24 protein-coding genes and 1 riboswitch are annotated in these 25,516 nt (G+C 63.0%); of the genes, 7 read left to right on the top strand and 17 right to left on the bottom strand.

The window, feature by feature from the left end:
* Positions 1–26: 26 nt before the first annotated feature.
* The 8 genes from LDN85_RS05025 to LDN85_RS04990 form a co-directional block, all read right to left on the bottom strand.
* Positions 27–1,343 (bottom strand): peptidoglycan bridge formation glycyltransferase FemA/FemB family protein, encoded by a 1,317-nt coding sequence (locus LDN85_RS05025; protein ID WP_026543244.1) that lies wholly within the window; start codon positions 1,341–1,343, stop codon positions 27–29.
* Positions 1,344–1,473: 130 nt separating this feature from the next.
* Positions 1,474–2,562 (bottom strand): peptidoglycan bridge formation glycyltransferase FemA/FemB family protein, encoded by a 1,089-nt coding sequence (locus LDN85_RS05020; protein WP_223944769.1) that lies wholly within the window; start codon positions 2,560–2,562, stop codon positions 1,474–1,476.
* A 118-nt stretch (positions 2,563–2,680) separates the two neighbouring features.
* Positions 2,681–3,502 (bottom strand): DNA/RNA non-specific endonuclease, encoded by an 822-nt coding sequence (locus tag LDN85_RS05015; protein ID WP_223944768.1) that lies wholly within the window; start codon positions 3,500–3,502, stop codon positions 2,681–2,683.
* 38 nt (positions 3,503–3,540) lie between these two features.
* Positions 3,541–4,953 (bottom strand): L-serine ammonia-lyase, encoded by a 1,413-nt coding sequence (locus LDN85_RS05010; RefSeq protein WP_223944767.1) that lies wholly within the window; start codon positions 4,951–4,953, stop codon positions 3,541–3,543.
* A gap of 699 nt (positions 4,954–5,652) precedes the next feature.
* Positions 5,653–6,039, bottom strand: a complete 387-nt coding sequence (gcvH, locus tag LDN85_RS05005; RefSeq protein WP_223944766.1) for a glycine cleavage system protein GcvH — start codon at positions 6,037–6,039, stop codon at positions 5,653–5,655.
* A gap of 322 nt (positions 6,040–6,361) precedes the next feature.
* Positions 6,362–7,495: a glycine cleavage system aminomethyltransferase GcvT gene (gene gcvT / locus LDN85_RS05000; RefSeq protein WP_223944765.1), complete on the bottom strand. Its 1,134-nt coding sequence runs from the start codon at positions 7,493–7,495 to the stop codon at positions 6,362–6,364.
* Positions 7,496–7,508: 13 nt separating this feature from the next.
* On the bottom strand, positions 7,509–10,355 hold the full coding sequence (gene gcvP, locus LDN85_RS04995) for an aminomethyl-transferring glycine dehydrogenase (protein WP_223944764.1): 2,847 nt from the start codon (positions 10,353–10,355) through the stop codon (positions 7,509–7,511).
* 180 nt (positions 10,356–10,535) lie between these two features.
* Positions 10,536–10,633, bottom strand: a riboswitch (glycine riboswitch).
* Between the two features lie 93 nt (positions 10,634–10,726).
* Positions 10,727–11,266 (bottom strand): TetR/AcrR family transcriptional regulator, encoded by a 540-nt coding sequence (locus LDN85_RS04990; protein ID WP_026542543.1) that lies wholly within the window; start codon positions 11,264–11,266, stop codon positions 10,727–10,729.
* Positions 11,267–11,339: 73 nt separating this feature from the next.
* On the opposite strand from LDN85_RS04990, the gene LDN85_RS04985 reads away from it, so the two are divergent.
* The gene (locus LDN85_RS04985; protein ID WP_223944763.1) at positions 11,340–12,890 is read left to right on the top strand and encodes an MFS transporter; all 1,551 of its coding nucleotides are present in this window, start codon (positions 11,340–11,342) and stop codon (positions 12,888–12,890) included.
* 77 nt (positions 12,891–12,967) lie between these two features.
* On the opposite strand, the gene LDN85_RS04980 is transcribed toward LDN85_RS04985, so the two are convergent.
* The gene (locus LDN85_RS04980) at positions 12,968–13,627 is read right to left on the bottom strand and encodes a cyclodeaminase/cyclohydrolase family protein (RefSeq protein WP_223944762.1); all 660 of its coding nucleotides are present in this window, start codon (positions 13,625–13,627) and stop codon (positions 12,968–12,970) included.
* Between the two features lie 90 nt (positions 13,628–13,717).
* On the opposite strand from LDN85_RS04980, the gene LDN85_RS04975 reads away from it, so the two are divergent.
* Positions 13,718–14,941: an amidohydrolase gene (locus LDN85_RS04975; protein WP_223944761.1), complete on the top strand. Its 1,224-nt coding sequence runs from the start codon at positions 13,718–13,720 to the stop codon at positions 14,939–14,941.
* Between the two features lie 87 nt (positions 14,942–15,028).
* Here LDN85_RS04975 and LDN85_RS04970 read toward each other — a convergent pair whose 3' ends face one another.
* Both LDN85_RS04970 and LDN85_RS04965 read right to left on the bottom strand, forming a co-directional pair.
* Positions 15,029–15,244, bottom strand: a complete 216-nt coding sequence (locus LDN85_RS04970; RefSeq protein ID WP_026542547.1) for a hypothetical protein — start codon at positions 15,242–15,244, stop codon at positions 15,029–15,031.
* A 113-nt stretch (positions 15,245–15,357) separates the two neighbouring features.
* On the bottom strand, positions 15,358–16,356 hold the full coding sequence (locus tag LDN85_RS04965) for an NAD(P)/FAD-dependent oxidoreductase (protein WP_026542548.1): 999 nt from the start codon (positions 16,354–16,356) through the stop codon (positions 15,358–15,360).
* 108 nt (positions 16,357–16,464) lie between these two features.
* On the opposite strand from LDN85_RS04965, the gene LDN85_RS04960 reads away from it, so the two are divergent.
* The gene (locus tag LDN85_RS04960) at positions 16,465–17,046 is read left to right on the top strand and encodes an XRE family transcriptional regulator (protein ID WP_139183531.1); all 582 of its coding nucleotides are present in this window, start codon (positions 16,465–16,467) and stop codon (positions 17,044–17,046) included.
* A gap of 18 nt (positions 17,047–17,064) precedes the next feature.
* Here LDN85_RS04960 and LDN85_RS04955 read toward each other — a convergent pair whose 3' ends face one another.
* A complete protein-coding gene (locus LDN85_RS04955; protein ID WP_026542550.1) occupies positions 17,065–17,367 on the bottom strand; it encodes a helix-turn-helix transcriptional regulator in 303 nt (100 codons plus the stop codon).
* A 68-nt stretch (positions 17,368–17,435) separates the two neighbouring features.
* Between LDN85_RS04955 and map the strand changes: the two genes are divergently transcribed.
* From map to LDN85_RS04935, 4 genes are all read left to right on the top strand, one after another.
* Positions 17,436–18,215, top strand: coding sequence for a type I methionyl aminopeptidase (gene map / locus LDN85_RS04950; RefSeq protein ID WP_026542551.1), 780 nt, complete (start codon positions 17,436–17,438; stop codon positions 18,213–18,215).
* A gap of 256 nt (positions 18,216–18,471) precedes the next feature.
* The gene (locus LDN85_RS04945; RefSeq protein ID WP_091554315.1) at positions 18,472–19,488 is read left to right on the top strand and encodes a nitrilase-related carbon-nitrogen hydrolase; all 1,017 of its coding nucleotides are present in this window, start codon (positions 18,472–18,474) and stop codon (positions 19,486–19,488) included.
* Positions 19,485–20,510 (top strand): agmatine deiminase family protein, encoded by a 1,026-nt coding sequence (locus LDN85_RS04940; protein ID WP_026542553.1) that lies wholly within the window; start codon positions 19,485–19,487, stop codon positions 20,508–20,510. Before LDN85_RS04945 ends, LDN85_RS04940 begins: the two co-directional genes overlap by 4 nt.
* A gap of 12 nt (positions 20,511–20,522) precedes the next feature.
* Positions 20,523–22,073 (top strand): APC family permease, encoded by a 1,551-nt coding sequence (locus LDN85_RS04935; protein ID WP_223944760.1) that lies wholly within the window; start codon positions 20,523–20,525, stop codon positions 22,071–22,073.
* A gap of 109 nt (positions 22,074–22,182) precedes the next feature.
* Here LDN85_RS04935 and LDN85_RS04930 read toward each other — a convergent pair whose 3' ends face one another.
* The 5 genes from LDN85_RS04930 to LDN85_RS04910 all read right to left on the bottom strand — a co-directional run bounded on the left by LDN85_RS04930 (position 22,183) and on the right by LDN85_RS04910 (position 25,503).
* Entirely contained in the window at positions 22,183–22,728 is a 546-nt protein-coding gene (locus tag LDN85_RS04930; protein WP_091554308.1) for a hypothetical protein, read from the bottom strand.
* Between the two features lie 216 nt (positions 22,729–22,944).
* Positions 22,945–23,247 (bottom strand): DUF4193 domain-containing protein, encoded by a 303-nt coding sequence (locus tag LDN85_RS04925; RefSeq protein WP_026542556.1) that lies wholly within the window; start codon positions 23,245–23,247, stop codon positions 22,945–22,947.
* Between the two features lie 125 nt (positions 23,248–23,372).
* Complete coding sequence (locus tag LDN85_RS04920; RefSeq protein WP_026542557.1) at positions 23,373–23,576, bottom strand: hypothetical protein; 204 nt, start codon at positions 23,574–23,576, stop codon at positions 23,373–23,375.
* 64 nt (positions 23,577–23,640) lie between these two features.
* Complete coding sequence (lhgO, locus tag LDN85_RS04915; protein WP_223944759.1) at positions 23,641–24,858, bottom strand: L-2-hydroxyglutarate oxidase; 1,218 nt, start codon at positions 24,856–24,858, stop codon at positions 23,641–23,643.
* A gap of 162 nt (positions 24,859–25,020) precedes the next feature.
* Positions 25,021–25,503: a DUF805 domain-containing protein gene (locus tag LDN85_RS04910; RefSeq protein ID WP_223944758.1), complete on the bottom strand. Its 483-nt coding sequence runs from the start codon at positions 25,501–25,503 to the stop codon at positions 25,021–25,023.
* Between the last annotated feature and the right edge of the window lie 13 nt (positions 25,504–25,516).

The following is a 25,516-nucleotide window of genomic DNA, read 5'->3' as shown; positions in this document are numbered from 1 at the left end:
CGGTGATCCTCCCTTGGCTTGTGTGATTAGCGGTTCCTCCGAAGTTTTCCTACTACCGGCAATTTCTCAAGTGGCAATCGTCCCAGCACTGTCTGGGCGGCCCCTGCGAGCTTCCTGACCGCGCGGTATCCGTGGAAGATGACCGGATTGACCGGGGCCACGAAGTCCCCCACCAGTTGGACCACTTCGCCGCCGAAGCCCTTCTTGAACTCGTAACCTCCGTGGCCGGTTTCATCCTGGCCCTGGATGCCGAATGTGCCATAGAAGTTGTACCGCGAGTATCCGTTGTTCAACGCGTGCAGCATCATGCCCCAGTAGAGGGACGTAGCGCCGTTGAAGTAGATGTAGTCCTGTACGGTGCCGCCAATGACGCACACCAGTTCCTCGCCGGAGCAGGCAAAGTGGATGGCGGCCACAGTGGCTACGCCGACTGAATCCGGGAAGCGTTCGATGTCCTTGAGGCTGCGCTCGTAACTGTCAACGAGGTCCTGGACAACCTTGACCCTGTTGGCCTTCTTCTTGCTGCCGGTCTCCTCGACTTCCCGCTTCAGGTCTGCGAGGGTCTTGGATTCGGCATCGAGCCGTTCGGTGATCGAGGCCCGGTATTCCGGGATGTTGATCTTGGCCATCATGAGCTTGGTGAACTCGTCCGAGGTGTTGCGGAGCAGTTGCTCGTAGTACTCGCGTTCGCGGTACGTGAAGCCTTTCTCGTCCCCGGCAGTGCTCAGTGCGTTGTAGAACTCATCCAGCGTCTCCAGCGTTGCCTGTTCGAGGTAGACGCCGTTCTTCTCGGCTTTCCGGATGGCTTTGCGGGTGCGGTAGTTCATGCCCATGATGAGCTCTTCGGAATCAGCGATCCCATCCAGCTGCTTGATGAACATCCAGTTGATGTTGGCGAAGTTCATCTCGAAGCCCTGGTGCTTGAAGCCCAACCCTTCGAATTCCTTCAGCAGCGGACGGTTGTCCTCAACTTCGGGGTGCTCGGCGCCTTCTTCGTCCCGGGCGATGTACCGGATGTTGGGCGAGATCCGCAGTTCGGCGGCCTTCTTGCCGGCCGCGTGCTTCTTCAACTGCTCGACGACGAACCTCACCAGGGTGGGATCGCTGTAGTCCATCAGGGGTCCCTTGGCGCAGTCAGCGGTCTTGTAGCCCAGGCGGTTGGCCGTGTAGACCAGCTTTCCTGCAGCGATCAGGCCGCCGTTCTGCGTTACTCCGAAGAGTTCCACTTCCTGGCCACGGGCACGCTGGAATCGCGTGAGGTCCAAGGACTGAATGAAGCTGCCCTGCGGGTGTCCCTTGGCGAATGTCTCGAAATCAGCGTCACTGAGAATCACGAATTCCATGTCGGTTCCAGCCTCAATCGGAGTCAAAGAAATTACCTCACCTAACAGTAGATTTGCACCCGTTGGTGGCCGGGGCGGGCCTGAATTTAGCTTGGGGACTTTGTGGAGTGGCGTCGCCCGGGGCCCGCTCCTAGTAGAACTGTCCGCCGGTGCGCGTGGTCTCGAGCCGACGGAAGATGCGCTCCGCACCCTTGACCCACAGCTTGTGGCGGACAGGGCCCAGGACGAGGTCGTAGCAACCCACAAAATCCGTGACGGTCTTGGTAAAGCTTGTCTTGAACGATCCCAAGCCATAAAGCGGATGGGACTTGTCCTTGATGTGCGCGGCCGGCGGAGTTCCGCAGAAGTCGTACTCCACGCATCCGAGCTCCTGCATACGCTGGATTGCCGCCCACTGCGCCAGGTGTGAATCGCCGTACTGCTTACGGTTCTGGGTGGATCCACCGTCCTTGTACGTGGCCTTTGATCCGTAGTTGATCACGAAAGCACCAACGCTGGGTGCGCCGTCCTCATGGACGAAGAAGAAGTGGCCCTGCCCGCGGCTGCAGAACTCTTCCCAGAACTTTGCGTAGTACTCGTAGCTCCGCAGGGGCATGGCCCCTTTAGCGTCCATGGTGTTCCGCATGAGGGCGTACAGCTTGCGGTAACTGTCCTCGCCGGGCTCTCCCTGCACAACCTCGCACCCTTCGCGCTCGGCCCTGCGGACCGCGTTGCGTGCACGCGAGGAGATGCTCCTCAGCACTTCGTTGGCCGGGGCCGAGATATCCAGAATGGCAGTGGAGTCGTTGGATTGGATGTTGGGCGCTTTGACCAACCCGGCGGCTTTCAGTTGCGCGGTCACCTCAGGTGACTCCACGACGTCGGGCTCTATCTTGATGGTGAAGACGTTCATCTTCTGTTTCTTGGCCAAAGTAGCCACGGCCTTCAGCAGGGGCTGGATGTCTTCCACAGCAGCAACGTCCGGGCCCTTGATCAGATACCAGAGCCGGCCCAGGACAGGGAACTTCTTCTCGAGGAGCAAGTTGTAGCTGCTGTACTCCTGGGTTTCGATGACGAGCCGGCGGACCAACCAGCCGTTACCGTCCTTGACTGCGGCGTAGGCGTCGGACTGCAGCATGTTGCCGCCGTTCGGGTTGGCCGTGACGTGCTTGTCCCAGTTGTCGATTTCCTCGGCGGTGGCAAAGCGGGCGGTAAATTCTCGCAAGGTGGCCGTGTCCAATCTCAGGGGTTTGGTGCAGTGTTCAAAAGCTCGGTACGCATGCGGACATGCAGCCCCAAGTCTATCGGGCCAAGCGAAATCGGCTGGTCTATGAGCAAAAGCGCAGATCTGCCGTTGCTCACAAACGGATCTGGTCCGGGCGCTCCAACTCGATCGCCTTCGGTTGCCTGCCCAGTTCACGCTGGCCGCTGACGAGCCGGTCCGCGTTGGCAAGCCTGCTGAGGCTCAGCCCGGTTAGGTCTGCGATCTGCCCAATGGGAACCTGGAAGGTCCGGAACGGTCCCAGCGGAGGTGGCTCTCCTTCGAGGAGGCGCTGATCGATGGCCCGTTTCAGCTCGACCTTGCCCAGGAGCGGCGACTGGTCCAGGAGGAAGCCCACGGCAGCCAGCTTGGCATCGTTGGTCCACGCGGCGATCTTCCAGAATTTGCGCGGGATTTGGACGCCCCGGTAAGGCTGGTCATCGTCCAGGAGCACGGGTCCCGTGAAGACGCTGATCTTGGCCTCGTGGGCATCCGCATGACTCAGCACGTGGTCCTCGAGCCCCACCCAGAGTTCTTTGCCTTGGTTGAAGTCGTCCACCTGTGGGGCAGCGTTGGTGAAAACGAAGGTGTCCTGGTTGGCTTTCTTGGCGGTAGCCGCATCTCCCCAGACGGGATCCAGCCGCCGGACCAGGTGGCCGCGGTCGAAGGCGTTGTTCTTGTAAACGTCCGGGCCCGCCTGCTGTTCCCGCGGAATCCTGTCGTCGAAGTGCCACGTTCCCTCACGGGCCAGTGGGTTCAGCTCGGCACCGCTGATGTTGACTCCCACGATCGCCGCGAGCTTCCGGGACACCCGGAAACGCACGGAGAAGTGGATGTAGTCCAACAGAATCGTCGTTGCCGACGGACTGGGCAGCTCAAGCCGTGCCCGCAAAAAATCCCTGTCGTATCCCCCGCTCATGGATACAGCATGGCACTAGGCACTGACAGTAAACAGACTCAGCATTCGACGACGTTGACAGCGAGGCCGCCCATCGCGGTTTCCTTGTACTTATCGGACATGTCCTTGCCCGTTTCCCGCATGGTCACGATCACCTCGTCCAACGACACCCGGTGCGTACCATCACCCCACAACGCCATCTTCGCCGCGTTGATCGCCTTCGCCGCAGCAATCGCGTTCCGCTCAATACACGGAATCTGCACCAACCCGCCGATCGGATCACACGTCAACCCCAGGTTATGTTCCATCGCGATCTCCGCCGCGTTCTCCACCTGCCCCGGCGTACCACCCATCACCTCAGCCAAACCAGCAGCAGCCATCGACGACGCCGACCCCACCTCACCCTGGCACCCCACCTCAGCACCGGAAATGGACGCCTGCTCCTTATACAAAACCCCCACAGCACCAGCAGTGAGGAGGAACTTCACCACCACATCGTCCCGGTCCTTTTGGGAGGCCTTGTCCATCCCCGGGGCGTAATTCAACGCGTAATACAACACCGCCGGAATGATCCCCGCAGCACCATTGGTCGGCGCCGTCACCACCCGGCCGCCCGAAGCGTTCTCCTCATTGACCGCCAACGCGATCAGGTTCACCCACTCCTGCCAATACTTCGGATCGTTCCGGTCCTTGTCCTCCTTCAGGAGCCGCTCTAACCAATCAGGAGCACGACGCCGGACCCGCAACCCACCAGGGAGCACACCCTCACGCTTCAAGGACGTCTCAACACAGGCCTCCATCACGGACCAGATATGCAGCAAACCCTCCCGGATCTCCTCCTCGGAACGGGACGCCCGCTCATTAATGAACATGATGTCGCTGATCCCCAGCCCCTTGGACGCACACCGGCCCAACAACTCCGCCGCCGTCCTAAACGGCAACGGCAACTCCTTCTTGGACTCCTCCAACTCCTGCTGCGCCGCGTTCTCCTCACCCTCACGGACAATGAACCCGCCACCAACAGAGAAGAACGTCGCCTCCCGCACGATGTTTCCCTCAGCATCCGAGACAGCAAACTTCATCCCGTTCGTATGCCGCGGCAACACCGTCAACGGATGCAACACCATATCCTCCACCGCATACGGCAACTCCACCCCCCCACCAGAGGCACCAGCCAGGTTCAACACACCCGTCTCAGCAATAGCAGCCAACCGCGCCTCCACCTCCTCAGGCAGAATCAACTCCGGGTGATACCCCTCCAAACCCAACAAAGTCGCCGTCATGGTCCCATGGCCACGACCCGTCGCAGCCAACGACCCATACAAATCCACCCGCAACGACGCCACCGAACCCAGGACACCAGCGTCCCTCAACTCACCAGCAAACACCGCAGCAGCCCGCATCGGCCCCACAGTATGAGAACTCGACGGACCAATACCCACGGAAAAAAGATCGAAAACACCAACAGCCATGGTCGGGATTCCTTAATACAGTTTGAAACGGTCCGGCAGATGGTCCTGCCGGATGGCCTCCCCCGCTTGTGGCGGAGATCGGCCGAAGCACGACGCCGGATGGCCCCCAAAGGCGGCAACCCGGCGTCGCAATTTTATTCAGTTCTACAATCCCACGCTACGCCCCTGGGCTTGAGTGGTGGGGGGGTGCCCGATCGGCCAAGCTCGGCCGCTGCAACGCCCACTACGGGGGTCCGCTGCCAAACATGCCATGCGCACGGCACCCCCAGCAGCAAACCCACGAATCGGCCAAACAACACCTCACCGGAGCCCGGACGTGGCCCCACCTGGGACTGGCATCCAAGCTCGGACGCTGCAACGCCCAATACGGGGATTCGCTGCCAAACATGCCGCGCGCACGGCACCCCCAGCAGCAAACCCACGAATCGGCCAAACAACACCACCGGAGCCCGGACGTGGCCCCACCTGGGACTGGCATCCAAGCTCGGACGCTGCAACGCCCAATACGGGGATTCGCTGCCAAACATGCCGCGCGCACGGCACCCCCAGCAGCAAACCCACGAATCGGCCGGTGCACTTGGGGTCGGCGTCCGGAAGCGTGCGTCTGAGGGAGCTTCGCGTCCGCCCAGCGGGCGCCCAAGCGACCGAGCACGCGGAGGATGCCAGCCCCCAACGGGCGCCAGCTAAGAGGAGCAGGGCTTAGGAGAGGTCTCCGCCATTCTTGGAGGCGTATTCCTCGGCGGAGAGCAGCGGGCCGTCGGACTCGGCGGCGACCTTGAACAGCCAGCCGGCGCCGTAGGGGTCGTTGTTGATCAGTGCGGGGTCCGAGACAACGGCGTCGTTGATCTCCGTGACCTCACCGGTGACCGGCGAGTACAGGTCCGAGACGGACTTGGTGGACTCAACTTCGCCACAGGTCTCGCCAGCGGTCACCGAAGAACCAACCTCGGGCAGGTCAACGTACACAATGTCACCCAGAGCGTCGGTGGCAACCTCGGAAATACCGACGGATACCGAGTTCCCTTCGCCGCGGGAAACCCACTCGTGCTCGTCGGAGTACTGAAGTTCGGGCGCTACTTTGGGCATTCTGTTTCCTTTACGTGTAGTGGCTACATCTAATTGTGTCGTGTCTGGGCCGTGAGCGTGGCTGATTCGCGGGCGTGGGGCACCGAATTCCTCCGCGTGCTGCTCCTCCGTCGCTTTGACGCACGCTTCCGGAATCCGCTCCCCCACCGCACGGCCACGCGAGTCAGACCTTCGGAACTACGCGGGCCCCTTCGAGTCCGGGATCCGGAAGCGTGCGTCCAAGGGAGCGTCACGTCCGCTCAGCGGGCGTTCCCGCGACCGAGCACGCGGAGGATGCCGGACCCGACGGGCTTTTGGGCGACCCGTCGGGTACGGCTCCGGCTTACTTTTGGCGTTTGTAGAACGGCAGTGCGACGACTTCGAACGGCTCGCTCTTTCCGCGGAGATCAACATCGAGTGAAGTTCCCGGCTCAGCGAAAGCGACGTCGACATACGCCAACGCTACCGGGTAGCCGAGCGTGGGGCTTGGCTGGCCGGACGTGACTTCGCCAATTACTGCGCCGTCCTTGAGGACCGGGTAGTGGCCTCGGCCGGCACGGCGGCCCAGGCCCTGGAGGCCAACAAGCTTGCGTCCGCTGGTGGAGCCTGCGCCATCTGCCTTGAGGGCAGCGAGTGCGTCCTTGCCGACGAAGTCGCCTTCCTTGGACAGAGCCACCACCGGTCCGAGTCCTGCTGCGAAGGGGTTGCCTTCGCGTGAGAGCTCGTTGCCGTAGAGCGGCATGCCGGCTTCCAGGCGCAGGGAGTCGCGGGAAGCCAGGCCCGCGGGAGTAAGTTCGCCGTCTTCAGCGGCGTCGGCGATGGCCTGCCACAGGGCTGCTGCGGATTCGTTGGCGACAAAGATCTCAAAGCCGTCTTCGCCGGTGTACCCGGTCCGGGCCAACAGCAGTTCCTGCGTGCCGCCGTCGAACGTGAACGGGACATCAACCGCGGCGTAGTACTTCAGGTCGGTGACCAGCGCGTGCTGTTCGGCGGGCACCAAGCGGAGCAGGATCGTTTCAGCCAGCGGCCCCTGAACGGCAATCAGCGAAGTGTCAGCGGAGGCGTCCTCAACGACGACGTCGAAACCGGCGGCGCGCTCCAGAAGGGCTGCGGCAACAACCGCAGCGTTTCCGGCGTTCGGTACCACGAGGAACTTCTCCTCACCGCGACGGTAGGCGATGAGGTCATCGATGATGCCGCCGTCTTCCTGGCAGATCAGCGAGTACTTGGCTTTGCCGATGGCCATGGCGGAGATTTTGCCCACCAGGGCGTAGTCCAGGAAGGCTGCTGCCTCGGGACCGGTGACCCAGACTTCGCCCATGTGGGAGAGGTCGAACAGGCCTGCGGACTTGCGGACAGCATGGTGCTCAGCCAACTCCGAGGAGTATTTGAGCGGCATCTGCCAGCCACCGAAGTCGGTGAAGGACGCGCCGAGTTTCTTGTGCTCTTCGTAAAGAGCTGTGTAGTTCTCTGTCATTTTCCGGAACCCCTTAGTTCTCGAAGTCTTCGATCGGCGGGCAGGAGCACACCAAGTTGCGGTCACCTGCAGCGCCGTCAATACGGCCGACCGGCGGGAAGTACTTGTCCTGCTTGAGGTGGTGGACGGGGAAGGCGGCCTGCTCGCGCGGGTACTCGCGGTCCCAATCGGAACTTACGACGGCGGCAGCCGTGTGGGGCGCGCGGCGAAGCGGGGAATCCTGCACGGAGAAATCGCCGTGAGCCACCTGGTCGATCTCGGCACGGATGGTGATCATGGCTTCGATGAAGCGGTCGATCTCGGCAAGGTCCTCGGACTCGGTGGGCTCCACCATCAGGGTTCCGGCAACCGGGAAGGCCAGGGTGGGGGCGTGGAAGCCGAAGTCGATCAGGCGCTTGGCAACGTCCTCAGCGGTGACGCCGGTCTTGGCCGTCAGTTCGCGGAGGTCCAGGATGCACTCGTGGGCCACCAGTCCGCCCTCGCCGGTGTAGAGGACAGGGAAGTGATCGTTCAGGCGGGATGCGATGTAGTTCGCAGCCAGCAGCGCCGACTTGGTTGCCTCGGTGAGGCCCTGGCCACCCATGAGCTTCACGTAGGCCCAGGAGATGGGCAGAACGCCGGCGGAACCGAAACGCGATGCCGAAATGGGCACGTCGTTGCCTTCGGTCCAGGAGGCTGCATCGCCTGGCATGAACGGTGCAAGGTGCGCCTTGGCTGCCACAGGACCAACACCCGGGCCGCCACCGCCGTGCGGGATGCAGAACGTCTTGTGCAGGTTCAGGTGGGACACGTCGCCGCCGAACTTGCCCGGCTGGGCGAGCCCAACCAGGGCGTTGAGGTTGGCGCCGTCAATGTAGACCTGGCCGCCGGCCTCGTGGATGGCGTCGCAGACTTCGCGGACGTCGGCATCGTACACACCGTGCGTGGACGGGTAGGTGATCATGATGGCCGACAACACCTCGCGGTTGGCCTCGATCTTGGCGGCAAGGTCCGCGTGGTCGATCGTGCCGTCAGCAGCCGTGGCCACCACAACAACCTTCATGCCGGCTAGCACTGCGGAGGCTGCGTTGGTGCCGTGGGCGGAAGCGGGAATGAGGCAGACGTTGCGCTGCTCGTCGCCACGGGACAGGTGGTAGCCACGGATGGCCAACAGACCCGCGAGCTCGCCCTGGGAACCGGCGTTCGGCTGGATGGACACTTGGTCGTAGCCGGTGATCTCGGTCAGCTGGGATTCGAGGTCCGTGATGAGTTCGCGCCAGCCCTCGGTCTGGGAATCCGGAGCGAACGGGTGGATGGAGGCGAATTCCGGCCAGGAAATGGCTTCCATCTCGGCGGTGGCGTTGAGCTTCATGGTGCAGGAACCCAGCGGGATCATGGTGCGGTCCAGCGCGAGGTCGCGGTCCGAGAGCTTGCGGATGTAGCGCAGGAGCTGGGTTTCGGAGCGGTGCGTGTTGAACACGGGGTGCTGCATGAAGTCGCTGGTGCGCTCCACGGAAGCTTCAAGCGCGAGACCTTCAGCGGTTTCGGCAACTGAAGCGCCGAAGACCCCCGCGACGTCAGCGACAACCTCGGAAGTGGTGGTCTCATCAACAGAGATACCAACGGTGTCAGCGTCAACGCCGCGCAGGTTGATGCCCTTGGCCTCGGCAGCAGCGACGATCTCTGCAGCTTTGCCCGGGACGCGGACCGTGATGGTATCGAAGAAGGAACCGTGAAGGACCTCGACGCCGGCAGCCTTCAGTGATGCTGCAAGGGTGCGGGCGTGGCTGTGGGCGGTCTCGGCAATAGCCTTCAAACCCTCCGGGCCGTGATAGACCGCGTACATCGAGGCCACGATGGCCAGCAACGCCTGCGCGGTACAGATGTTGGACGTCGCCTTTTCGCGGCGGATGTGCTGCTCGCGGGTCTGCAGCGCCAAGCGGTAGGCGGGGACACCGGCGTCGTCCTTGGAAACGCCTACCAGGCGGCCGGGCATGGAACGCTCCAGGCCTTTCTGGACGGCCATGTAGGCCGCGTGCGGGCCGCCGAAGAACAGCGGAACACCCAGGCGCTGCGCGGAACCAACAGCAATATCGGCGCCCTGCTCACCGGGAGGGGTGATGAGCGTCAGGGAGAGGAGGTCGGCTGCGACCGTGACCAGCGCGCCGCGTTCCTTGGCTTCAGCAATGACAGCAGAGTGGTCGAACACGCGGCCGGAAACGCCGGGCTGCTGCAGGACAACGCCGTTGATGGCGCCTTCCGGGAGGCCCAGGGAGAGATCGGCGACCTCAACCTCGAAGCCGAGTGCTTCGGCGCGGCCCTTGACGATGGCGATGGTCTGCGGGAGGCAGTCGGCGTCGAGGACGGTCTTGCCATCCTGGACAGCCTTGTTCTTGTTGGCACGGCGCATCATGAGGACGGCTTCGGCAACGGCCGTTGCTTCGTCAAGCAGGGAGGCGTTGGCGATGGGCAGGCCAACCAGGTCCTGGACCATGGTCTGGAAGTTCAGCAGCGCTTCAAGGCGGCCCTGGGAGATTTCCGGCTGGTACGGGGTGTAGGCGGTGTACCAGGCCGGGGACTCGAGGATGTTGCGGCGGATCACCGGCGGCGTCACGGTGTCGTAGTAGCCCTGGCCGATCATCTGGACGGCAGTCTTGTTCTTGGATGCGAGCTTGCGCAGCTCGGCAAGAACCTCGACTTCGCTCAGCGCGTTTTCCAGGGTGAGGGCAACATCCTGGCGGATATCGTTCGGAACGGCGGTGTCGACCAGCGAATCGACGGTGTCGTAGCCGACGGACTTGAGCATGGTCTCAATCTCGGATTGGCGGCGGGCGCCGATATGCCGATCGACGAAGGTGGTGGAGGCAGAACTAACCGTCACGAAGGAACTCCATTACTTGGGCGGCGTTTGGGTACGCCACAGCGGCTGGGTTCCTCCCCGCTCTGTATTGGACCTGAGAGTTTCCGCGGGTTGCGTGAACAACCATCGCTTGCACCGTCGGTGAGCACAGCGCCCATCCACCCTGAGGTGTGCTGAGTGCCTGCTGCTTTCCAGAGTTGCCTTGCCGCGGCGGTGCGTGGGCCTGAGAGATTCCTGGGGAGGGTTTGCTCCTACGGCGCCTGCATCACTTGCTTGCAGGACTCTCCCGCCGCAGATCAAAGGCATGTTCAGTTGTAGGTGGGCACCTTGTTGGGCACGCCACAAGAGTTAATTGTCCTACGCGCCGGGCTCTGCAGCAAATGGATGAATCACTACTTCCGCAGCCGCTCCAGGACTCCGAGCAGGATTTCGACGTCGGCCTCCCGCCCGGCGTTGCCGCCTTCCTGGCCGCCTTCAAAGATGGCATTGAAATAGAGGCCGTCGCCCATGTAGCTGACGGCTTTGGCAACCTCCGGTCCGACGTCTTCGGCCAGCACGTCCAGCCAGCGCTGCTGGATGGCGGCGAACCGGCGGCGGGTTTCCTCGTGGGCCACTTCAGCCAGGCGGGTGGCAGCGACGAAGGCCCTGTCCATGGGGGTATCTGCCCACAGCGATGACCGGATGAAGTAGGCGGCCGAACCATCGGGCGCTGCCTTCATCAGTTCAGTGTCTTCATCGGCGAGCAGGTCAAGGCGTTCCAAGAGTGCCGTGATCAGCGCTTCCTTGTTCGGGAAGTGGTAGAGCAGCCCACCTTTGGATACCCCGGCACGTTTGGCAACGGCATCGAGGGTGGCAGCCCTCTCCCCTACCTCTATAAGGAGGGCTTCAAAGGCATCCAGGACCGCGTCCCGGGCAACTGGTTTTCGTGGCATGTGTCCATCATTCCCTAAAGGCTCATGGGGCTGGTCAGTTGAAACTGTACCGTCTGGACGGTACAGTAGTGGAATGTTCTCGCCGTCCCCAACCCAAGCACTCCGTTCCGCTGATCCCGTTAAGGGCCAGGCAGCACCGTGGCGCGACTGGACGGCTCTGGCACTCCTGATGTTTCCGGTGCTGCTGGTGGCCGTCGACAACACCGCGCTCACCTTTGCCCTGCCCGAAATTGCCCGCTCCCTGGACGTCGGCGGCGTCCAATTGCTCTGGATCGTTGACGCCTACCCGCTGGTTCTTGCCGCGTTGCTGGTATCCATGGGCAACCTCGGCGACAGGATCGGACGACGGCGGCTGCTGCTGATCGGCAGCACGGGCTTCGCGGCGGTTTCGGCTGCTACAGCTTTCGCGCCTTCGGCTGAGTGGCTCATTGCAGGACGCGCCGGCCTTGGCGTCTTCGGCGCCATGCTGATGCCCTCAACGCTGTCCTTGATCCGGAACATCTTCGCCGATCCCAACCGGCGCCGGCTTGCCATCGCTGTCTGGGCTGCCGGGTTCTCGGGTGGTGCCGCCCTTGGGCCCATCTTCGGCGGTTGGTTGGTAGAGCACTTCTGGTGGGGTGCGGTGTTCCTCGTGGCCGCTTTCCTGCTTTTGCCCCTGCTTGCTTTCGGCCGGGCACTCATTCCGGAATCCAAGGACGCCAATCCCGGCCGCGTGGACGTGGCCAGCATTGTCCTTTCCGTGGTCACCATGGCTCCGTTCGTCTACGGCATCAAGGAATTCGCAGTCCACGGCTTCGGGGCGTCCGCGGCCGCATTCATGGGCTTCGGCCTGGTGATGGGCATTCTGTTTGTGCGTCGCCAGCAGCGGATCGAGAACCCCATGCTGGACGTTGCCCTGTTCAATAACAAGGTCTTCAGCACTGCAATCGTGGCGAACGTCCTGTCGCTCTTCTCCATGACAGGCTTCATCTACTTCTTCGCCCAGCACCTGCAGCTTGTTGAGGGTCAGTCACCCATGGAAGCCGGAATCGCCATGATTCCCGCCCTCCTGGCAACAGTCATCGCCGGCCTGCTGGTGGTGCCGCTGGTCCGGCGTGTCCGCCCCGGATACGTGGTGGCCGCCGGCCTGACACTCAGCGCCGCGGGCTACTTGATTGTGATGGTGGGCGACCACGGCAGCGGCCCCGTCTTCCTGCTGTCCGCCCTGACGGTCCTCGCAATCGGCGTGGGCGCAGCGGAAACCATTTCCAATGACCTCATCCTGGCTTCCGTTCCGGCCGACAAGTCCGGCGCCGCCTCCGCAATCTCCGAGACCGGCTACGAACTGGGCTCGCTCCTGGGAACGGCTGTTCTCGGCTCGATCCTCACCGCTTCCTATCAGCACAACCTCGTGATTCCAGACGGCGTTTCCCCGCAGGCAGCCGGGAAGTCCAGCGAAACCCTTGCCGGCGCCGTGGATGCGGCCGCAGCCCTTCCGGCACCTTTGTCGGAGGCCCTGACGGTCGCCGCCCGGACGGCTTTCGAGTCCGGCGTCCACATCACTGCGGCGATTGGGCTGGTATTGATGGCTGGCGCGGCAGTGCTCGCCGCCGTCGTGCTCCGCCGTGTGCCGAAGGCGCAGTAGAGGCTCAGTAAGGACACAGCGCCGTTGTGAGGCCCGCTCTGCGTGATTCCGTAGGGATTTAGCACGCAAAGCGGGCCTCACAACGCTTCGGTTGGTGCCGCCTTTTTGTCGACGCCGGCAGTCAGGTCATCGATTCTGTCAAGGGCGTCGCCGAGCCTGCTGACCGTGCTCCATAGCTCTGGGTGCTGCTCCTTGACTTCCTCCAGCGCGGTTCCGGCGGAGGTCAGGGAGGCGAGGTCGAAACTTACGTTGGTTCGGGCTCCGCTGATGGCTGCACGGAGGGCTCCGAAGCCAACCACGACGTCGGCGATCAGCGCGGGATTGCCGTGGGAAGCGAGCCAGCCGAGGTCTTCAATGGCGTGGATGGCCCGCTCGCCCAGGACTGCCGAGGCCTTGGCAGCATCAACAGAGGCCTGGTGGATTGCGTCGTCGCGCTCCGGCCCGGGATCCAGGCGGAAGGCGGCGCCGAAGGCGTTGGAGGCGGAAGAGTCGTCGTCCGCCAATTGCAGGGCATCTTCACGCAGTTCACGGGCACGGGCATGGATGCCCGAGAGCTTTTCGTGCTGGTCCTCCCCGGCCTCGGTGTATCCGGCCACCATGGAGGTCAGGGAAGCGGCGATGGAGAGCATGACTCCTGTCCCGGCGCCACCGCCCGGCGAGCCGGTGGATTCGGCCAGCGCTTTGGTCCATTCCTCAACAGTGGATTGCTGTGTCGTGGCTGCTTGGGAATCATTCATGCCATCCAGTGTGCCGGGGCTTCCCAGGCTTTGCATCTTCAGGCTGGATACACTGGCCAGACCTAGGCGTCGAATGAAAAGGGCAGACTCATGACCATTGACCTCGAAAAGCTATACAAAGACCTGCACGCCCACCCCGAGTTGTCTTTCCAAGAGACCCGGACAGCCGGGATTGCAGCGGGGCACCTGGAAGACCTTGGCTTCACTGTCCACCGAAACATCGGAAAAACCGGCGTGGTTGGCGTTCTGGAAAACGGACCCGGACCGGTAGTGATGCTCAGGGCAGACATGGATGCACTGCCTGTCAAGGAAGCAACCGGCCTGGACTATGCAAGCACGGCCATGGGTGTTGACCATGAGGGCAAGGACATGCCGGTCATGCACGCTTGCGGCCATGACGTACACGTCAGTTGCCTGGTTGGCGCGGTGGAGGTTTTGGTCGCGCAACGTGATCAGTGGCAGGGCACCCTGGTGGCCCTCTTCCAGCCAGCCGAGGAGTGGGGCGGCGGGGCCGAAACCATGGTGGCCGGTGGCCTGTACGACGCCGTGCCCAAACCCGACGTCGTACTGGGCCAGCACGTAGCCCCCTTCCCCGCCGGCTGGTTCGGAATCCGGCCCGGTGTCACCATGGCATCCGCCGATTCCCTCAACATCACCCTCCATGGGCGCGGCGGTCACGGTTCACGCCCGGAGACCACTGTTGACCCGGTGCTGATGGCTGCGGCAACCACCGTCCGGCTGCAGGGCATTGTTGCCCGTGAGCTGGCAGCGAGTGATTCCGCTGTGGTAACCGTGGGGCAGATCCACTCGGGCACCAAGAACAACATCATTCCCGAAACAGCAACTTTGGGACTCAGCGTCCGCACCTTCAGCAACGACACCCGGGACAAGATCCTCGGTTCCATCGAGCGCATTGCCGCGGGGGAATCCAAGGCATCCGGGGCACCCAAGGACCCCGAGATTCAGTTTGAAGAGCACTTTCCGCTGACCGTCAACGATCAGGATGCCACCGAAAGGGTGTCTGCGGCCTTCAAGGCAAAGTTTGGCGAAACACAGATCATTGACCCCGGCCCTGTCTCCGGAAGCGAAGACGTGGGCGCCTTGGCCAAGGCCGCCGGCGCTCCCCTGGTTTTCTGGTTCCTTGGTGGTGCCGAGCCTGCCTTGTTCAAGGAATTTGCAACAACAGGGCGCCTTCCCGAGGATATTCCGTCGAATCACTCACCGTATTTTGCGCCCATTATCCAGCCGACCCTGACGCGGGGAACGGAAGCCCTGGTGACGGCGGCCCGGGAATTCCTGGCTGCCAGCACCTAGGCCTTCAGCCAGCCGGCCCGACACCAGTGAAGGCGCCGCAAGCGCAGCGCCTTCACTGGTGTTTCCTTGGTGCGGTCCGGTCCCTGCCTAGACTTTCTCGCTGATGCGGTTCATCGTCGGTTCGGAAACCTCGGAATCCCTGCGACGGCGGGCCAGGAAAGTCCACAGCGTTCCCTCTGTCCGCGGACGGCTCTCCACGGTAACTTCAGGTGCTTTTTCCGGCTCGGACGTGTGCGTCTCGGGCTTGCGCGCGGAGTCTTTCTTCGTGCGCCGCTCGAAGTCGTCGTAGTACGCGTAGCACATACCCAACCTCCTTCAACGGCTGTCCTTCCATCGTCCTCCGGCAAGGCCCGCACGTCGATGGTTTTGTGCTTTGTGATCGGCCGGCTCAACGTGCGTCACGGCCGGTCCAGGAACTAGCGGGACAGGGCCGCGTGCCGCGCTTCCCGGACAGCCAGGGTGGTCTCCTCCATCATGAGATCGGCGTTGATGGCCGCGCCCGCCATGACACCCGCAGCCGCGGAGGCCATCACTTGTCCCGTGAGGTCCGTGACGTTACCTGCTGCCCAGACGCCGGGCACCGATGTCGCCCCACCCATTGGGGCGGCTTCAACATGGGTCCCGACGCCCATCGCATGCTCCACCGTGGGAACGCCCAAAGACTCAAGCACGCCGGACCTTGCCTCCAACCGCGGGCCGGTGACTACGGCGTCCACCGGAATCACCGTTCCCGAGGCCAGGACAACGCCACTCAAGGCGTCGTTGCTGACTTCCAAGGCCTGGACTTTGCCGTCCACCACAGTGATGGAACGGGCAGCCAATTGCTCCCATTGTTCTTCCGTCGGTTCCACCACATCATTGAGGAACAAGGTGATGTTGGAACTCCACTGGCGGAACAGCAACGCCTGGTGCAACGCCATGGGCACCGAACCCAGGATTCCGATTGCTTTGTTCCGGACTTCCCAGCCGTGGCAGTAAGGGCAGTGGAGAACGTCGCGCCCCCACCGTTCCCGGATCCCCTCGATCTCCGGCAGGACGTCAATCAGCCCGCTGGTGACCAGCACGCGGCGCGCTTTTACTGTCCGGCCATCGGCCAGGTCCACCTCAAAGGCGGGCCCGCCCCCAGCGGTGGGGTCCGGCGTCGAACGTGCCTCTACAGCAGTGCCGGACATGATGTCGGCTCCGTACCCGACGGCCTCGGACCGTCCCAAGTCCAGCAGCTCCTTGGGATTGATACCGTCCCGGGAGAGGAACCCGTGAACCCCGGCGGCCGGGGCGTTCCGTGGCTCGCCGGCGTCGATGACCACGACCGACCGCAGCGCCCTGCCCAGGGTCACGGCGGCACTTAACCCAGCTGCGCCACCTCCAATCACCACGACGTCGTACTCCGACACTCCACTGTTCATTGCGTCCATTACCGACTGCCTCCATGCGTCTCCTGCGGCCATGCGCCGCTCCTTCCATGGTTGGGCAGGACAACCAAGAACAGCAAGGAAGTTTGCCAGTATGGCAAAATGAGCGGCATGACAACGGATTTCAGCACAATGCTCGACGCCGTCGGCCCTCGCCTGCGTGCCATGCGGACCCAACGCAACGTGACCCTGGCGGAGGCTTCGGAAGCTACCGGCATTTCTGTCAGCACGCTTTCCAGGCTGGAATCGGGCCAACGTAAACCAACACTGGAGCTTCTCCTCCCCATCGCGCGGTTGCATCAGGTCCCCTTGGAAGAACTCATCGATGCCCCGGAAACCGGCGATCCCCGGATCCACCTGAAGCCGCACGTTCATGAGTGGGGCACCGCACTTCCCCTAACCCGGCGCCCGGGCGGCATCCAGGCGTTCAAAATGGTGCTGAAAAGCGGCACTGGAAAAGAAATACCGCAGCCCCAATCCCATGAGGGCTATGACTGGATGTACATACTCAACGGCAAGCTGCGGCTGGTGCTGGGCGGCAACGACTTCGTCCTGAAACCAGGCGAGGTTGCCGAATTCGATACCCGGACTCCACATTGGTTCGCCAGCGCCACATCAGAGCCGGTGGAGCTCCTGACCTTGTTCGGCCAGCAAGGCGAGCGCCTTCACGTGCGCGCACGGCCCAAGCGATAAGTCGCGCACGCGGTGAGGCTAGGAAGCGAGCCATTCCCGGGAGTTGCGCCGGGATACCGCCGGGTCGGCACCGAGCTCGGTGCGGTTGATTTCAGCCCAGACGTCATCGAGGGAGAGTCCGAGGACATCAGCAATGGCGGCAACGGTGGGGAAAGCCGGCGTCGCCACCCGGCCGGACTCGATCTTACGGAGCGTCTCGGGCGAGACCCGGGCATCCAAGGCCGTCTCCAACATGGAGCGTTCACCCCGGGCGCGCCGCAGAAGGGCGCCGAGACGTTGTCCTCGCTCGGCCTCTGCGGGTGTAAGGGGCAACCTGACCATGGCTCCAATTGTAATACCGGGATAATATGGCCGGGATAGTTATTGGTCGCCCCATGAAAGGCCCCCGCATGATTGAGATCCTGAGCCGTCCGGAGCTAAGCCGCGCCAAGGAGGCCGGCGCCCTGGTCGCCAACATTCTGCACACGCTGAAGGGCCGGGCAACGGTGGGCACAAATCTGCTGGACATCGACAAGTGGGCCAAGTCCATGATCCTCGAGGCCGGAGCGGTGTCCTGCTACGTCGACTATGCGCCCTCCTTCGGCCGCGGACCGTTCGGCCACTACATCTGCACCGGGGTAAACGACGCCGTCCTGCACGGCCTCCCCCGGGATTACGCCTTGGCTGACGGCGATCTGCTGACCCTCGACCTGGCTGTCTCCAAGAACGGAATCGCCGCAGACTCCGCCATCAGCTTCATTGTGGGCGAGTCCAAACCTGCGGAGAGTGTGGCAATGATTGAAGCCACTGAACGAGCCTTGCGGGCAGGCATAGAGGCTGCCCGTCCCGGCGCACGCATCGGCGACCTCTCCTACGCCATCGGCTCGGTCCTCAGTGAGGCCGGCTACCCCGTCAATACCGAGTTCGGTGGGCACGGCATTGGCTCCACCATGCACCAGGAGCCCCACGTGCCCAACATGGGCCGCCCCGGCCGCGGGTACAAGCTCCGGCCCGGACTGCTGCTCGCCCTTGAGCCGTGGGTCATGGCCGATACGGCACAACTTGTGACCGACGCCGACGGCTGGACCCTCCGCAGCGTCACCGGTTGCCGCACCGCCCACACCGAGCACACCATCGCCATCACCGACGGAGCAGCTGAGATCCTTACCCTGCCAACCCTGGCGCCCTAACCCGCGAGCCCGGCCCCGCCCGGCCGAGCCCGCGAGCCCGAGCCCGCCACAGCCCACCCCGCCGAGCCTCCACTTCACCCCCATGTTGACCACAAGCATGGGGGTGAACTGCTATCTCCGGGGGCTGAACCCCAAGCCCCACCCGGTCATAAATGAAAGGCATTCACTTAACCCCTTGCGCTCAGCAGTGACTCGCGCCATACTAAATGAACGCTATTCATTTAGTGACTGTCGTCTCACCGGAGTACATGCCACCATGATTGAAATAACCTGCCTCGAAGCCCCGACTTCCCTGGCCCGCACCGAGCCCTCAACGCGCACCCCCTTGCGGGTAGGCGTTGTCCAGCACCGCTGGCACGCCGACGAGGCCGCTCTCCGCGCCGAACTCACAGAGGGCATCGAGCGTGCTGCCAAGCTGGGAGCCACCGTTGTTTTCCTGCCTGAGCTGACCCTCTCCCGCTACCCCGCGGACACCCGCCCGGAGAACAATCCGGCTGCAGGCATCCGCCCCTCGGACATCACCGAGGACCTCCTCACAGGGCCCACCTTCACCTTTGCTGCTGAAGCCGCCAGGAAGTACGGCGTCTCAGTGCACGCCTCGCTTTACCAGCGGGCCGAAAACCCGGACGGCAGCGATGACGGCCTGGGCCTGAACACCGCCATCCTGGTGAACCCCGCAGGCGAACTGGTGGCCCGCACCCACAAACTGCACATCCCTGTAACCGCCGGCTACTACGAGGACAAGTTCTTCCGCAAAGGCCCGGAAGCAGAAGACGCTTATGCGGTCCACGCTCCGGCCGAACTGGGGGGCGCGCGCCTGGGCATGCCCACCTGCTGGGACGAATGGTTCCCCGAACTTGCCCGCCTGTACTCCCTGGGCGGCGCCGAAATCCTGGTCTACCCCACGGCCATCGGATCCGAACCGGACCACCCCGATTTCGACACGCAGCCCTTGTGGCAGCAGGTGATCGTGGGCAACGGCATCGCCAACGGACTGTTCATGATCGCCCCCAACCGCTACGGCAACGAGGGCACCCTGAACTTCTACGGTTCATCCTTCATCTCCGATCCCTACGGCCGTATCCTGGCCCAGGCACCCCGCGACGAATCAGCTGTCCTGGTGGCAGACCTGGACCTCGACCAGCGCAAGGACTGGCTGACGCTGTTCCCCTTCTTGGCAACCCGCCGCCCGGAAACCTACGCGCGCCTCACCGAACCGGTGGACCCCAACGCCCCGCTCGGCGCAGCACAAGCACAAGCAGTCTCCGCATGAGCGCCTGGCGCATGCCCTCCGAAACGGCTCCCCAGGACCGTGTCTGGATGGCCTTCCCCACCGGCGGCTACACCTTGGGCGATACCGAAGAAGAAGCGCACGCCGCCCGCTCCACCTGGGCAGCTGTAGCCAACGCCATCCTTGAGTTCGAGCCTGTCACCATGGTGGTAGCGCCCGACGACGTCGAAACGGCCTCGCGCTACCTGGACCCCCGCGTTGAGGTACTCACCGCCGAACTCAACGATGCCTGGATGCGCGACATTGGGCCCTCGTTCGTGCTGGATGCAAACAACCAGCTCGGTGCCGTGGACTGGATCTTCAACGGCTGGGGCGGCCAGGACTGGGCTGCGTGGGACAAAGACTCCCTGATGGCCGCAAACGTGACCGAACGTGCCGGCGCCACCCACCTCCCCTCCGGGATCGTGAACGAGGGCGGCGGAATCCAGGTCGATGGCGAGGGCACAGTCCTGGTCACCGAGACCGTGCAGCTGGATCAGGGCCGGAACCCCGGACTGACCAAAGCCGACATCGAAGAAGAGCTGGCGCGCACCATCGGCGCCACCCACGTAGTGTGGCTGCCCCGTGGCCTCACCCGTGATTCCGAGAAGTTCGGCACCCGCGGACACGTGGACATCGTGGCAGCCATCCCCAGCCCCGGCACGCTGCTGGTCCACTCCCAGCAGAACCCGGAACACCCGGACTACAAGGTCTCCCGGGAGATCATCGACTTCCTGCGCACCACCCACGACGCAGCCGGCAGGGAATGGAACATCATCGAAGTTCCCGCCCCCGAAGCCCTGACCGACGACGAGGGGTTTGTGGACTACAGCTACATCAACCACCTGGTGGTCAATGGCGGCGTCATCGCCTGCAGCTTCAACGACCCCATGGACGAGAAAGCACTCCGCATTCTCGCCGATGCCTACCCCGGCCGGCGCGTGGTCAGTGTTGACGCACGCGAACTCTTCGCCCGGGGTGGCGGCATCCACTGCATCACACAGCAACAGCCTTCGGCCATCTAGAAAGGGCCTCCCATGAGCCAGACAATCCGCGCCGGTGCTTCCAAAAGCACCGCTGACGCCGCAACGTCGCACGACATCAGCGGCAAGGGACTGAAGACGGGGCAGTTGGGGCTCCTCGCCGTCGTCGTTCTTGGCATTTCAACCATCGCCCCGGCGTATACCTTGACGGGCGCGCTTGGCCCCACGGTCAACGAAGTCGGGCTGCAACTGCCCGTGATCTTCCTGATCGGCTTCATCCCGATGATCCTGGTCTCGCTGGCCTACAGGGAACTCAACGCGGATTCCCCGGACAGTGGAACCACGTTCACCTGGGTCACCAAAGCGTTCGGCCCGTGGGTGGGCTGGATGGGCGGTTGGGGCCTCCTCGCGGCCAACATCATTGTCCTGTCCAACCTGGCAGGGGTAGCCGTGGACTTCTTCTACCTGTTCCTGGCCCAGGCCACCGGCTCACCCGAGCTCGCCGACCTCGCCTCCAACAAGCTCTTGAACGTGGCCACCTGCTTCGTTTTCGTGGCCTTGGCAGTGTGGATCAGCTACCGCGGCCTGCACACCACCAAAATTGTCCAGTACGGACTGGTGGGGTTCCAGCTGCTGGTCCTGGGCATCTTTGTGGCCATGGCCTTTGCCAACTGGTCCACGTCCGAGACCGCTGTTCCCTTCAGCTGGGACTGGTTCGACGTCACCAAGATTGAAACCTTTGGCCAGATAGCCGCCGGTATCTCGTTGTCGATCTTCGTGTACTGGGGCTGGGACGTCTGCCTGACCGTGAACGAGGAAACCGCCAACGGCAAGAAGACCGCCGGACTCGCAGGCACGCTCACGGCCGTCATTGTGCTGGGCATCTACCTCCTGGTCACCATTGCCACCATGATGTTTGCCGGCGTGGGCGACACAGGCATCGGCCTGAACAACGAGGAAAACCACGCCAACGTCTTTACCGCGCTCGCGTCGCCTGTGATGGGTCCGTTTGCGATCCTCATGTCCCTCGCGGTGCTGTCCAGTTCGGCGGCCTCCCTGCAGTCCACCTTCACCTCGCCCTCGCGCAGCCTGCTGGCCATGGCGCACTACGGCGCCCTGCCGGAGCGCTTCAGCCACATGAGCAAGAAGTTTTCGACGCCGGGCTTCGCCACAGTTGCTGCCGGTGTCCTGTCGGCGGGCTTCTATGCAGTGATGCACGTAATCAGCGAGAACGTCCTCAACGACACCATCCTGGCCCTCGGCCTGATGATCTGCTTCTACTACGGACTCACAGCCATCGCCTGTGCCTGGTACTTCCGTAACAGCGTGTTCGACAATGCCCGGAACTTCTTCCTGCGGCTTGTGTGCCCCCTGGTGGGTGGCGTGGGACTGTTCGTGGTGTTCGTGCAGACCGCCATCGACAGCTGGGCTCCGGAGTTCGGCAGTGGGTCCGAGATCTTTGGCGTAGGGCTGGTGTTCGTCCTCGGCATCGGGATCCTGGCACTGGGTGCTGTGCTGATGCTGATCATGGCCCGCATCCGGCCCGGGTTCTTCCGGGGCGAGACCATCCGGCAAGACACACCCGCTTTGGTGGTACCTGAGTAGCGCGCTTCCCGAAAACGCTCTTCCCGAAAATGCTGGAAAGCTGCCAGTTCGCCGGAATTTTCCGGCGAACTGGCAGCTTTCCTGGGTTCTGGGCATACCCTCAGCAGGCCTACCAATGATGGGCGACGTCCACTACCAGGCGGGAGCCGCCGTCGGGCCCGTCCAAGGTGAGCACCCTGAACGGAAGCCGGGCACGCACTCCCAGCCCAATGCTTGTGGTGCCCTCAAAGCTGCCGGCATAAACCACCTGCCGGAAGGTCTGGTAACCGGAGACGTCGGAGAGCTCCGCCTTGGCTGCGGGCAGGTAGGTCGGCTGGCTGTACTGGTTGTACGACGGCGCGGTCACTACCACTTGCAGGTCCGCGTCACCGATCACCGGGATGGGGTAGCCCGTGGCGTCCTGGGTGACCACCGGAACATAGCGGACGGAGTAGCCGGCCACTTTGCCCGTCATGTCAATCACCAGGCGGTCGAAACAGGGCTGCTGGCCGGTCCGTACGTTGGTGACATTGGCTGAACTCATATCAGGGTCGGCCTTGGCCAACGAACCCCAGGCCAACCCGCAGTAAGATGCTGCCGAGGCTGGCCCCGGCGCCGCCAGACCGAGCCCGGCAGCAGCCAGGACCGCTGCCAGGCCCGCTCCAATTTTCCTCATTTTTTGTGCCCCCTTCAGGCGAAGTTGATACTTCAACAGTAGGAGGGCAGGAGGCATTTCGGGCCTGTTGTGGCCGCTTCGGCGCACAACCGTTAAAGGGACAACGGGGTGGTCACGGGACGGGCATTAAGGACGGCTTTTGCGGCCGTTGCAGGGACATTCCAGGGTCTTCGCACCCGTGTTCGTGATCGAAGATAACGGAGACCCTGGCGTGGTTTAGCCTTCGCAGTCCTTGCAGAACTTGAGGCCGTTCTTTTCAAGCGCAATCTGGGAGCGGTGCCGGACCAGGAAACAGGAACCACAGGTGAATTCGTCCGACTGCTCGGGGACAACAATGACGGTCAGTTCTTCGCCGGAAAGATCGGCGCCCGGAAGGTCGATTCCTTCGGCAGTATCGTTCTCTTCGACGTCGATTACTGCAGTCTGTGCAGCGTTGCCACGGGATGCCTGAAGAGCCTCAAGAGATTCAGCGGGAGACTCTTCTTCGGTCTTGCGCGGGGCGTCGTAATCAGTAGCCATTGAGGGTTCGCTTTCGTTGCTGCATGGTGCCTCTTCCGGCACCCAGTGAAGCAGTTTAGGGCATAGTACCCGCGATCAACGAATAGTGTGCCCAACGCAACATTGTGCAGCTTCGACAGCAATCCCTATGGCTCTGAGGGCACCTTTAGGGCGTGGGACTGGATGGCCTGGGCGCCGGCCACTGTCACCCCGCTCAGCGCGGGCAACCACGCCAGGTGGTGCTCATCGGCCGCCTCCCCTTCGGCGCAATCCAGGACATAGGCGGCTTCGATCCACGCCAAAAATCCAGTGCCGATGCGGGTTGCCAGCGAGGCCAGTGAAGCGATCATGCGGCAACGGTATCCAGCCATGATGTGGGGGCCGTTTCTGCCGCGTCACGGGCATGTTAACTCCTCAGTCCTGCAGCGCCTGCTCCACGATGTACTCCGCAATGGCCATCGACGACGTAGCCCCCGGCGATGGCGCGTTGCGCACCAAAACGGTGTTCCGGCGTCGTGCAATCACGAAGTCGTCCACCAGTGAACCGTCGCCGTTCATGGCCTGGGCCCGCACGCCACGGGTGCCGGGGAGGATGCTTGCCCCTTCCAAGGCCGGAACAAAGCGCACTGCTTCCCGGATGAATTTTTTCCGGCTCACTACCGTCTGGAATTCGCGGACAGCCGACGGCACGTTCTGTCGGGCAAAATTCCAGAACCCCGGGAAGAGCGCGTAATTGGCGACATCTCGCAACGCCACCTGGTTCCAGGCATAGGACTCCCGCCCGAACGAGATAAAAGCGTTCGGGCCGAGCATCATTTCCCCGTCAATGCGCTTGGTCAGATGCACGCCCAGGAAAGGATGCCTGGGATCCGGGACAGGGTAGATGAGGCCGCGCACCTGATCCCGGGCTTCCTTGCCCAGCAAGTAGTACTGCCCAAAGAACGGCACGATCCGTGGGGTTGAGGGCTCCCCGGTGGCCGCGGCCAACCGGTCCGACTGCAGTCCGGCACATGCCACCACCAGGTCATAGTGTTCCCCGCCGTCCTTGGTACTGACCAGCACGCCACTGCCCTGCTGTTCAAGTGAGATGACTTCCTGCCCCAGGCGGATGGTCCCACCCTGGCTTCTGACGTCGTCGGCGAGCGCGTTGGTGATGGCCGTGTAGTCGACGATCGCCGTTTCCGGGGAGTGCAAGGCGGAAAGTCCGACGGCGTTTGGCTCCACCTCGCGTATCTGCCCGCCGCTGAGCATTCGTACGCCGGGGACTCCGTTGGCCGTTGCCCTGGCGAAGATGGCGTCCAGCCGCTTGGATTCCCCGGGGGTCTGGGCGATGACCAGCTTGCCGCACGCCTCATAGGGAAGGTTCTTGGTGGCGCAGAATTCCTGGAGCAACTCCACTCCCCTGCGGCACAGCCTTGCCTTCAGGCCACCGGGCTCGTAGTACAGGCCGGCGTGGACCACCCCGGAGTTGTGCCCGGTCTGGTGAGCTGCGAGCCGGTCTTCTTTCTCGTATACAGTCACGTGGACGTCTCCGAGCCTGCGGCCCAACTCCCTGGCTACTGCAATGCCGATGATGCCGCCGCCCACCACGGCGCAACGCCTGATGGTCCTGTTGCGTGGAGGGTTGGGCATGGCACTCCTCGTCTTTGGGGCTGGTCCATCGTTGCGTGGGTCCGTGTCAGTCACAGCATGTCACGGTGTTCCTTTTGCGGCACGAAAGTCACGGGAAAGGCATGAAAAAGGGCGGCACACGTGGTGCCGCCCTTTTTCTTATGGAACGTGGTGCTTGGCTGACTAGGCAGTCGGCTGGTCAAAACGCTGGCCGGCCGGGTTGGACGGCAGGAGCGACATGATGAGTACAGCCAACTGGCCAGCGAAGGGAATCAGGAGCAGCAGGGCGAACAAGCCGCTGAAGTTCCCATCATGCAGGCGACGGATGACCAAAGCGATGGACGGGATGATGGTGGCAAGGCCCCAAATGCCCAAAAGGGCCAGGCCTACCATGTAGCCGGCACCAAAGACCGGGGTTCCGTCGGCATCCACAGACAAACCCGTGGTCATCAGAATCTGGAAAACGATGAGAACTACGGCGTTGACCAAGGTCCACCACCAGTATTCGCTGCGGCTGGCACGGCCGCTGAACGCGGTGTACTTCTTGAAGAAACGCTTAACAGCGGCACCAATGGGAGCGCCGTAGTACGGTGCCCACAGCGGCGGTTCGCCGGTCTGCGCGGCGTAGGGCTGGGTCTGCTGCGGTTGTTGCGGGTAAGAGCTCATTGGTATATCCCCC

The sequence above is a fragment of the Arthrobacter sp. StoSoilB20 genome, assembly GCF_019977295.1.
GTDB classification, from domain to species: Bacteria; Actinomycetota; Actinomycetes; order Actinomycetales; family Micrococcaceae; genus Arthrobacter; species Arthrobacter nicotinovorans_A.
This window is presented reverse-complemented; position numbering and strand designations above follow the sequence as displayed.

Bases quoted from the DNA above. Each gene is read 5' to 3' on its own strand.
- LDN85_RS04940 (WP_026542553.1), top strand. From the start codon at position 19,485: ATGAGCGCCTGGCGCATGCCCTCCGAAACGGCTCCCCAGGACCGTGTC.
- LDN85_RS04980 (WP_223944762.1), bottom strand. From the start codon at position 13,627: ATGAATGATTCCCAAGCAGCCACGACACAGCAATCCACTGTTGAGGAA.
- LDN85_RS05025 (WP_026543244.1), bottom strand. From the start codon at position 1,343: ATGGAATTCGTGATTCTCAGTGACGCTGATTTCGAGACATTCGCCAAG.
- LDN85_RS04965 (WP_026542548.1), bottom strand. From the start codon at position 16,356: ATGGACGCAATGAACAGTGGAGTGTCGGAGTACGACGTCGTGGTGATT.
- map (WP_026542551.1), top strand. From the start codon at position 17,436: ATGATTGAGATCCTGAGCCGTCCGGAGCTAAGCCGCGCCAAGGAGGCC.
- LDN85_RS04945 (WP_091554315.1), top strand. From the start codon at position 18,472: ATGATTGAAATAACCTGCCTCGAAGCCCCGACTTCCCTGGCCCGCACC.
- gcvT (WP_223944765.1), bottom strand. From the start codon at position 7,495: ATGACAGAGAACTACACAGCTCTTTACGAAGAGCACAAGAAACTCGGC.
- gcvH (WP_223944766.1), bottom strand. From the start codon at position 6,039: ATGCCCAAAGTAGCGCCCGAACTTCAGTACTCCGACGAGCACGAGTGG.
- LDN85_RS04960 (WP_139183531.1), top strand. From the start codon at position 16,465: ATGACAACGGATTTCAGCACAATGCTCGACGCCGTCGGCCCTCGCCTG.
- lhgO (WP_223944759.1), bottom strand. From the start codon at position 24,858: ATGCCCAACCCTCCACGCAACAGGACCATCAGGCGTTGCGCCGTGGTG.
- LDN85_RS05010 (WP_223944767.1), bottom strand. From the start codon at position 4,953: ATGGCTGTTGGTGTTTTCGATCTTTTTTCCGTGGGTATTGGTCCGTCG.
- LDN85_RS05015 (WP_223944768.1), bottom strand. From the start codon at position 3,502: ATGAGCGGGGGATACGACAGGGATTTTTTGCGGGCACGGCTTGAGCTG.
- LDN85_RS04910 (WP_223944758.1), bottom strand. From the start codon at position 25,503: ATGAGCTCTTACCCGCAACAACCGCAGCAGACCCAGCCCTACGCCGCG.
- LDN85_RS04975 (WP_223944761.1), top strand. From the start codon at position 13,718: ATGACCATTGACCTCGAAAAGCTATACAAAGACCTGCACGCCCACCCC.
- LDN85_RS04925 (WP_026542556.1), bottom strand. From the start codon at position 23,247: ATGGCTACTGATTACGACGCCCCGCGCAAGACCGAAGAAGAGTCTCCC.
- LDN85_RS04955 (WP_026542550.1), bottom strand. From the start codon at position 17,367: ATGGTCAGGTTGCCCCTTACACCCGCAGAGGCCGAGCGAGGACAACGT.
- LDN85_RS04935 (WP_223944760.1), top strand. From the start codon at position 20,523: ATGAGCCAGACAATCCGCGCCGGTGCTTCCAAAAGCACCGCTGACGCC.
- LDN85_RS04970 (WP_026542547.1), bottom strand. From the start codon at position 15,244: ATGTGCTACGCGTACTACGACGACTTCGAGCGGCGCACGAAGAAAGAC.
- LDN85_RS04930 (WP_091554308.1), bottom strand. From the start codon at position 22,728: ATGAGGAAAATTGGAGCGGGCCTGGCAGCGGTCCTGGCTGCTGCCGGG.
- LDN85_RS04985 (WP_223944763.1), top strand. From the start codon at position 11,340: ATGTTCTCGCCGTCCCCAACCCAAGCACTCCGTTCCGCTGATCCCGTT.
- LDN85_RS04990 (WP_026542543.1), bottom strand. From the start codon at position 11,266: ATGCCACGAAAACCAGTTGCCCGGGACGCGGTCCTGGATGCCTTTGAA.
- LDN85_RS04920 (WP_026542557.1), bottom strand. From the start codon at position 23,576: ATGATCGCTTCACTGGCCTCGCTGGCAACCCGCATCGGCACTGGATTT.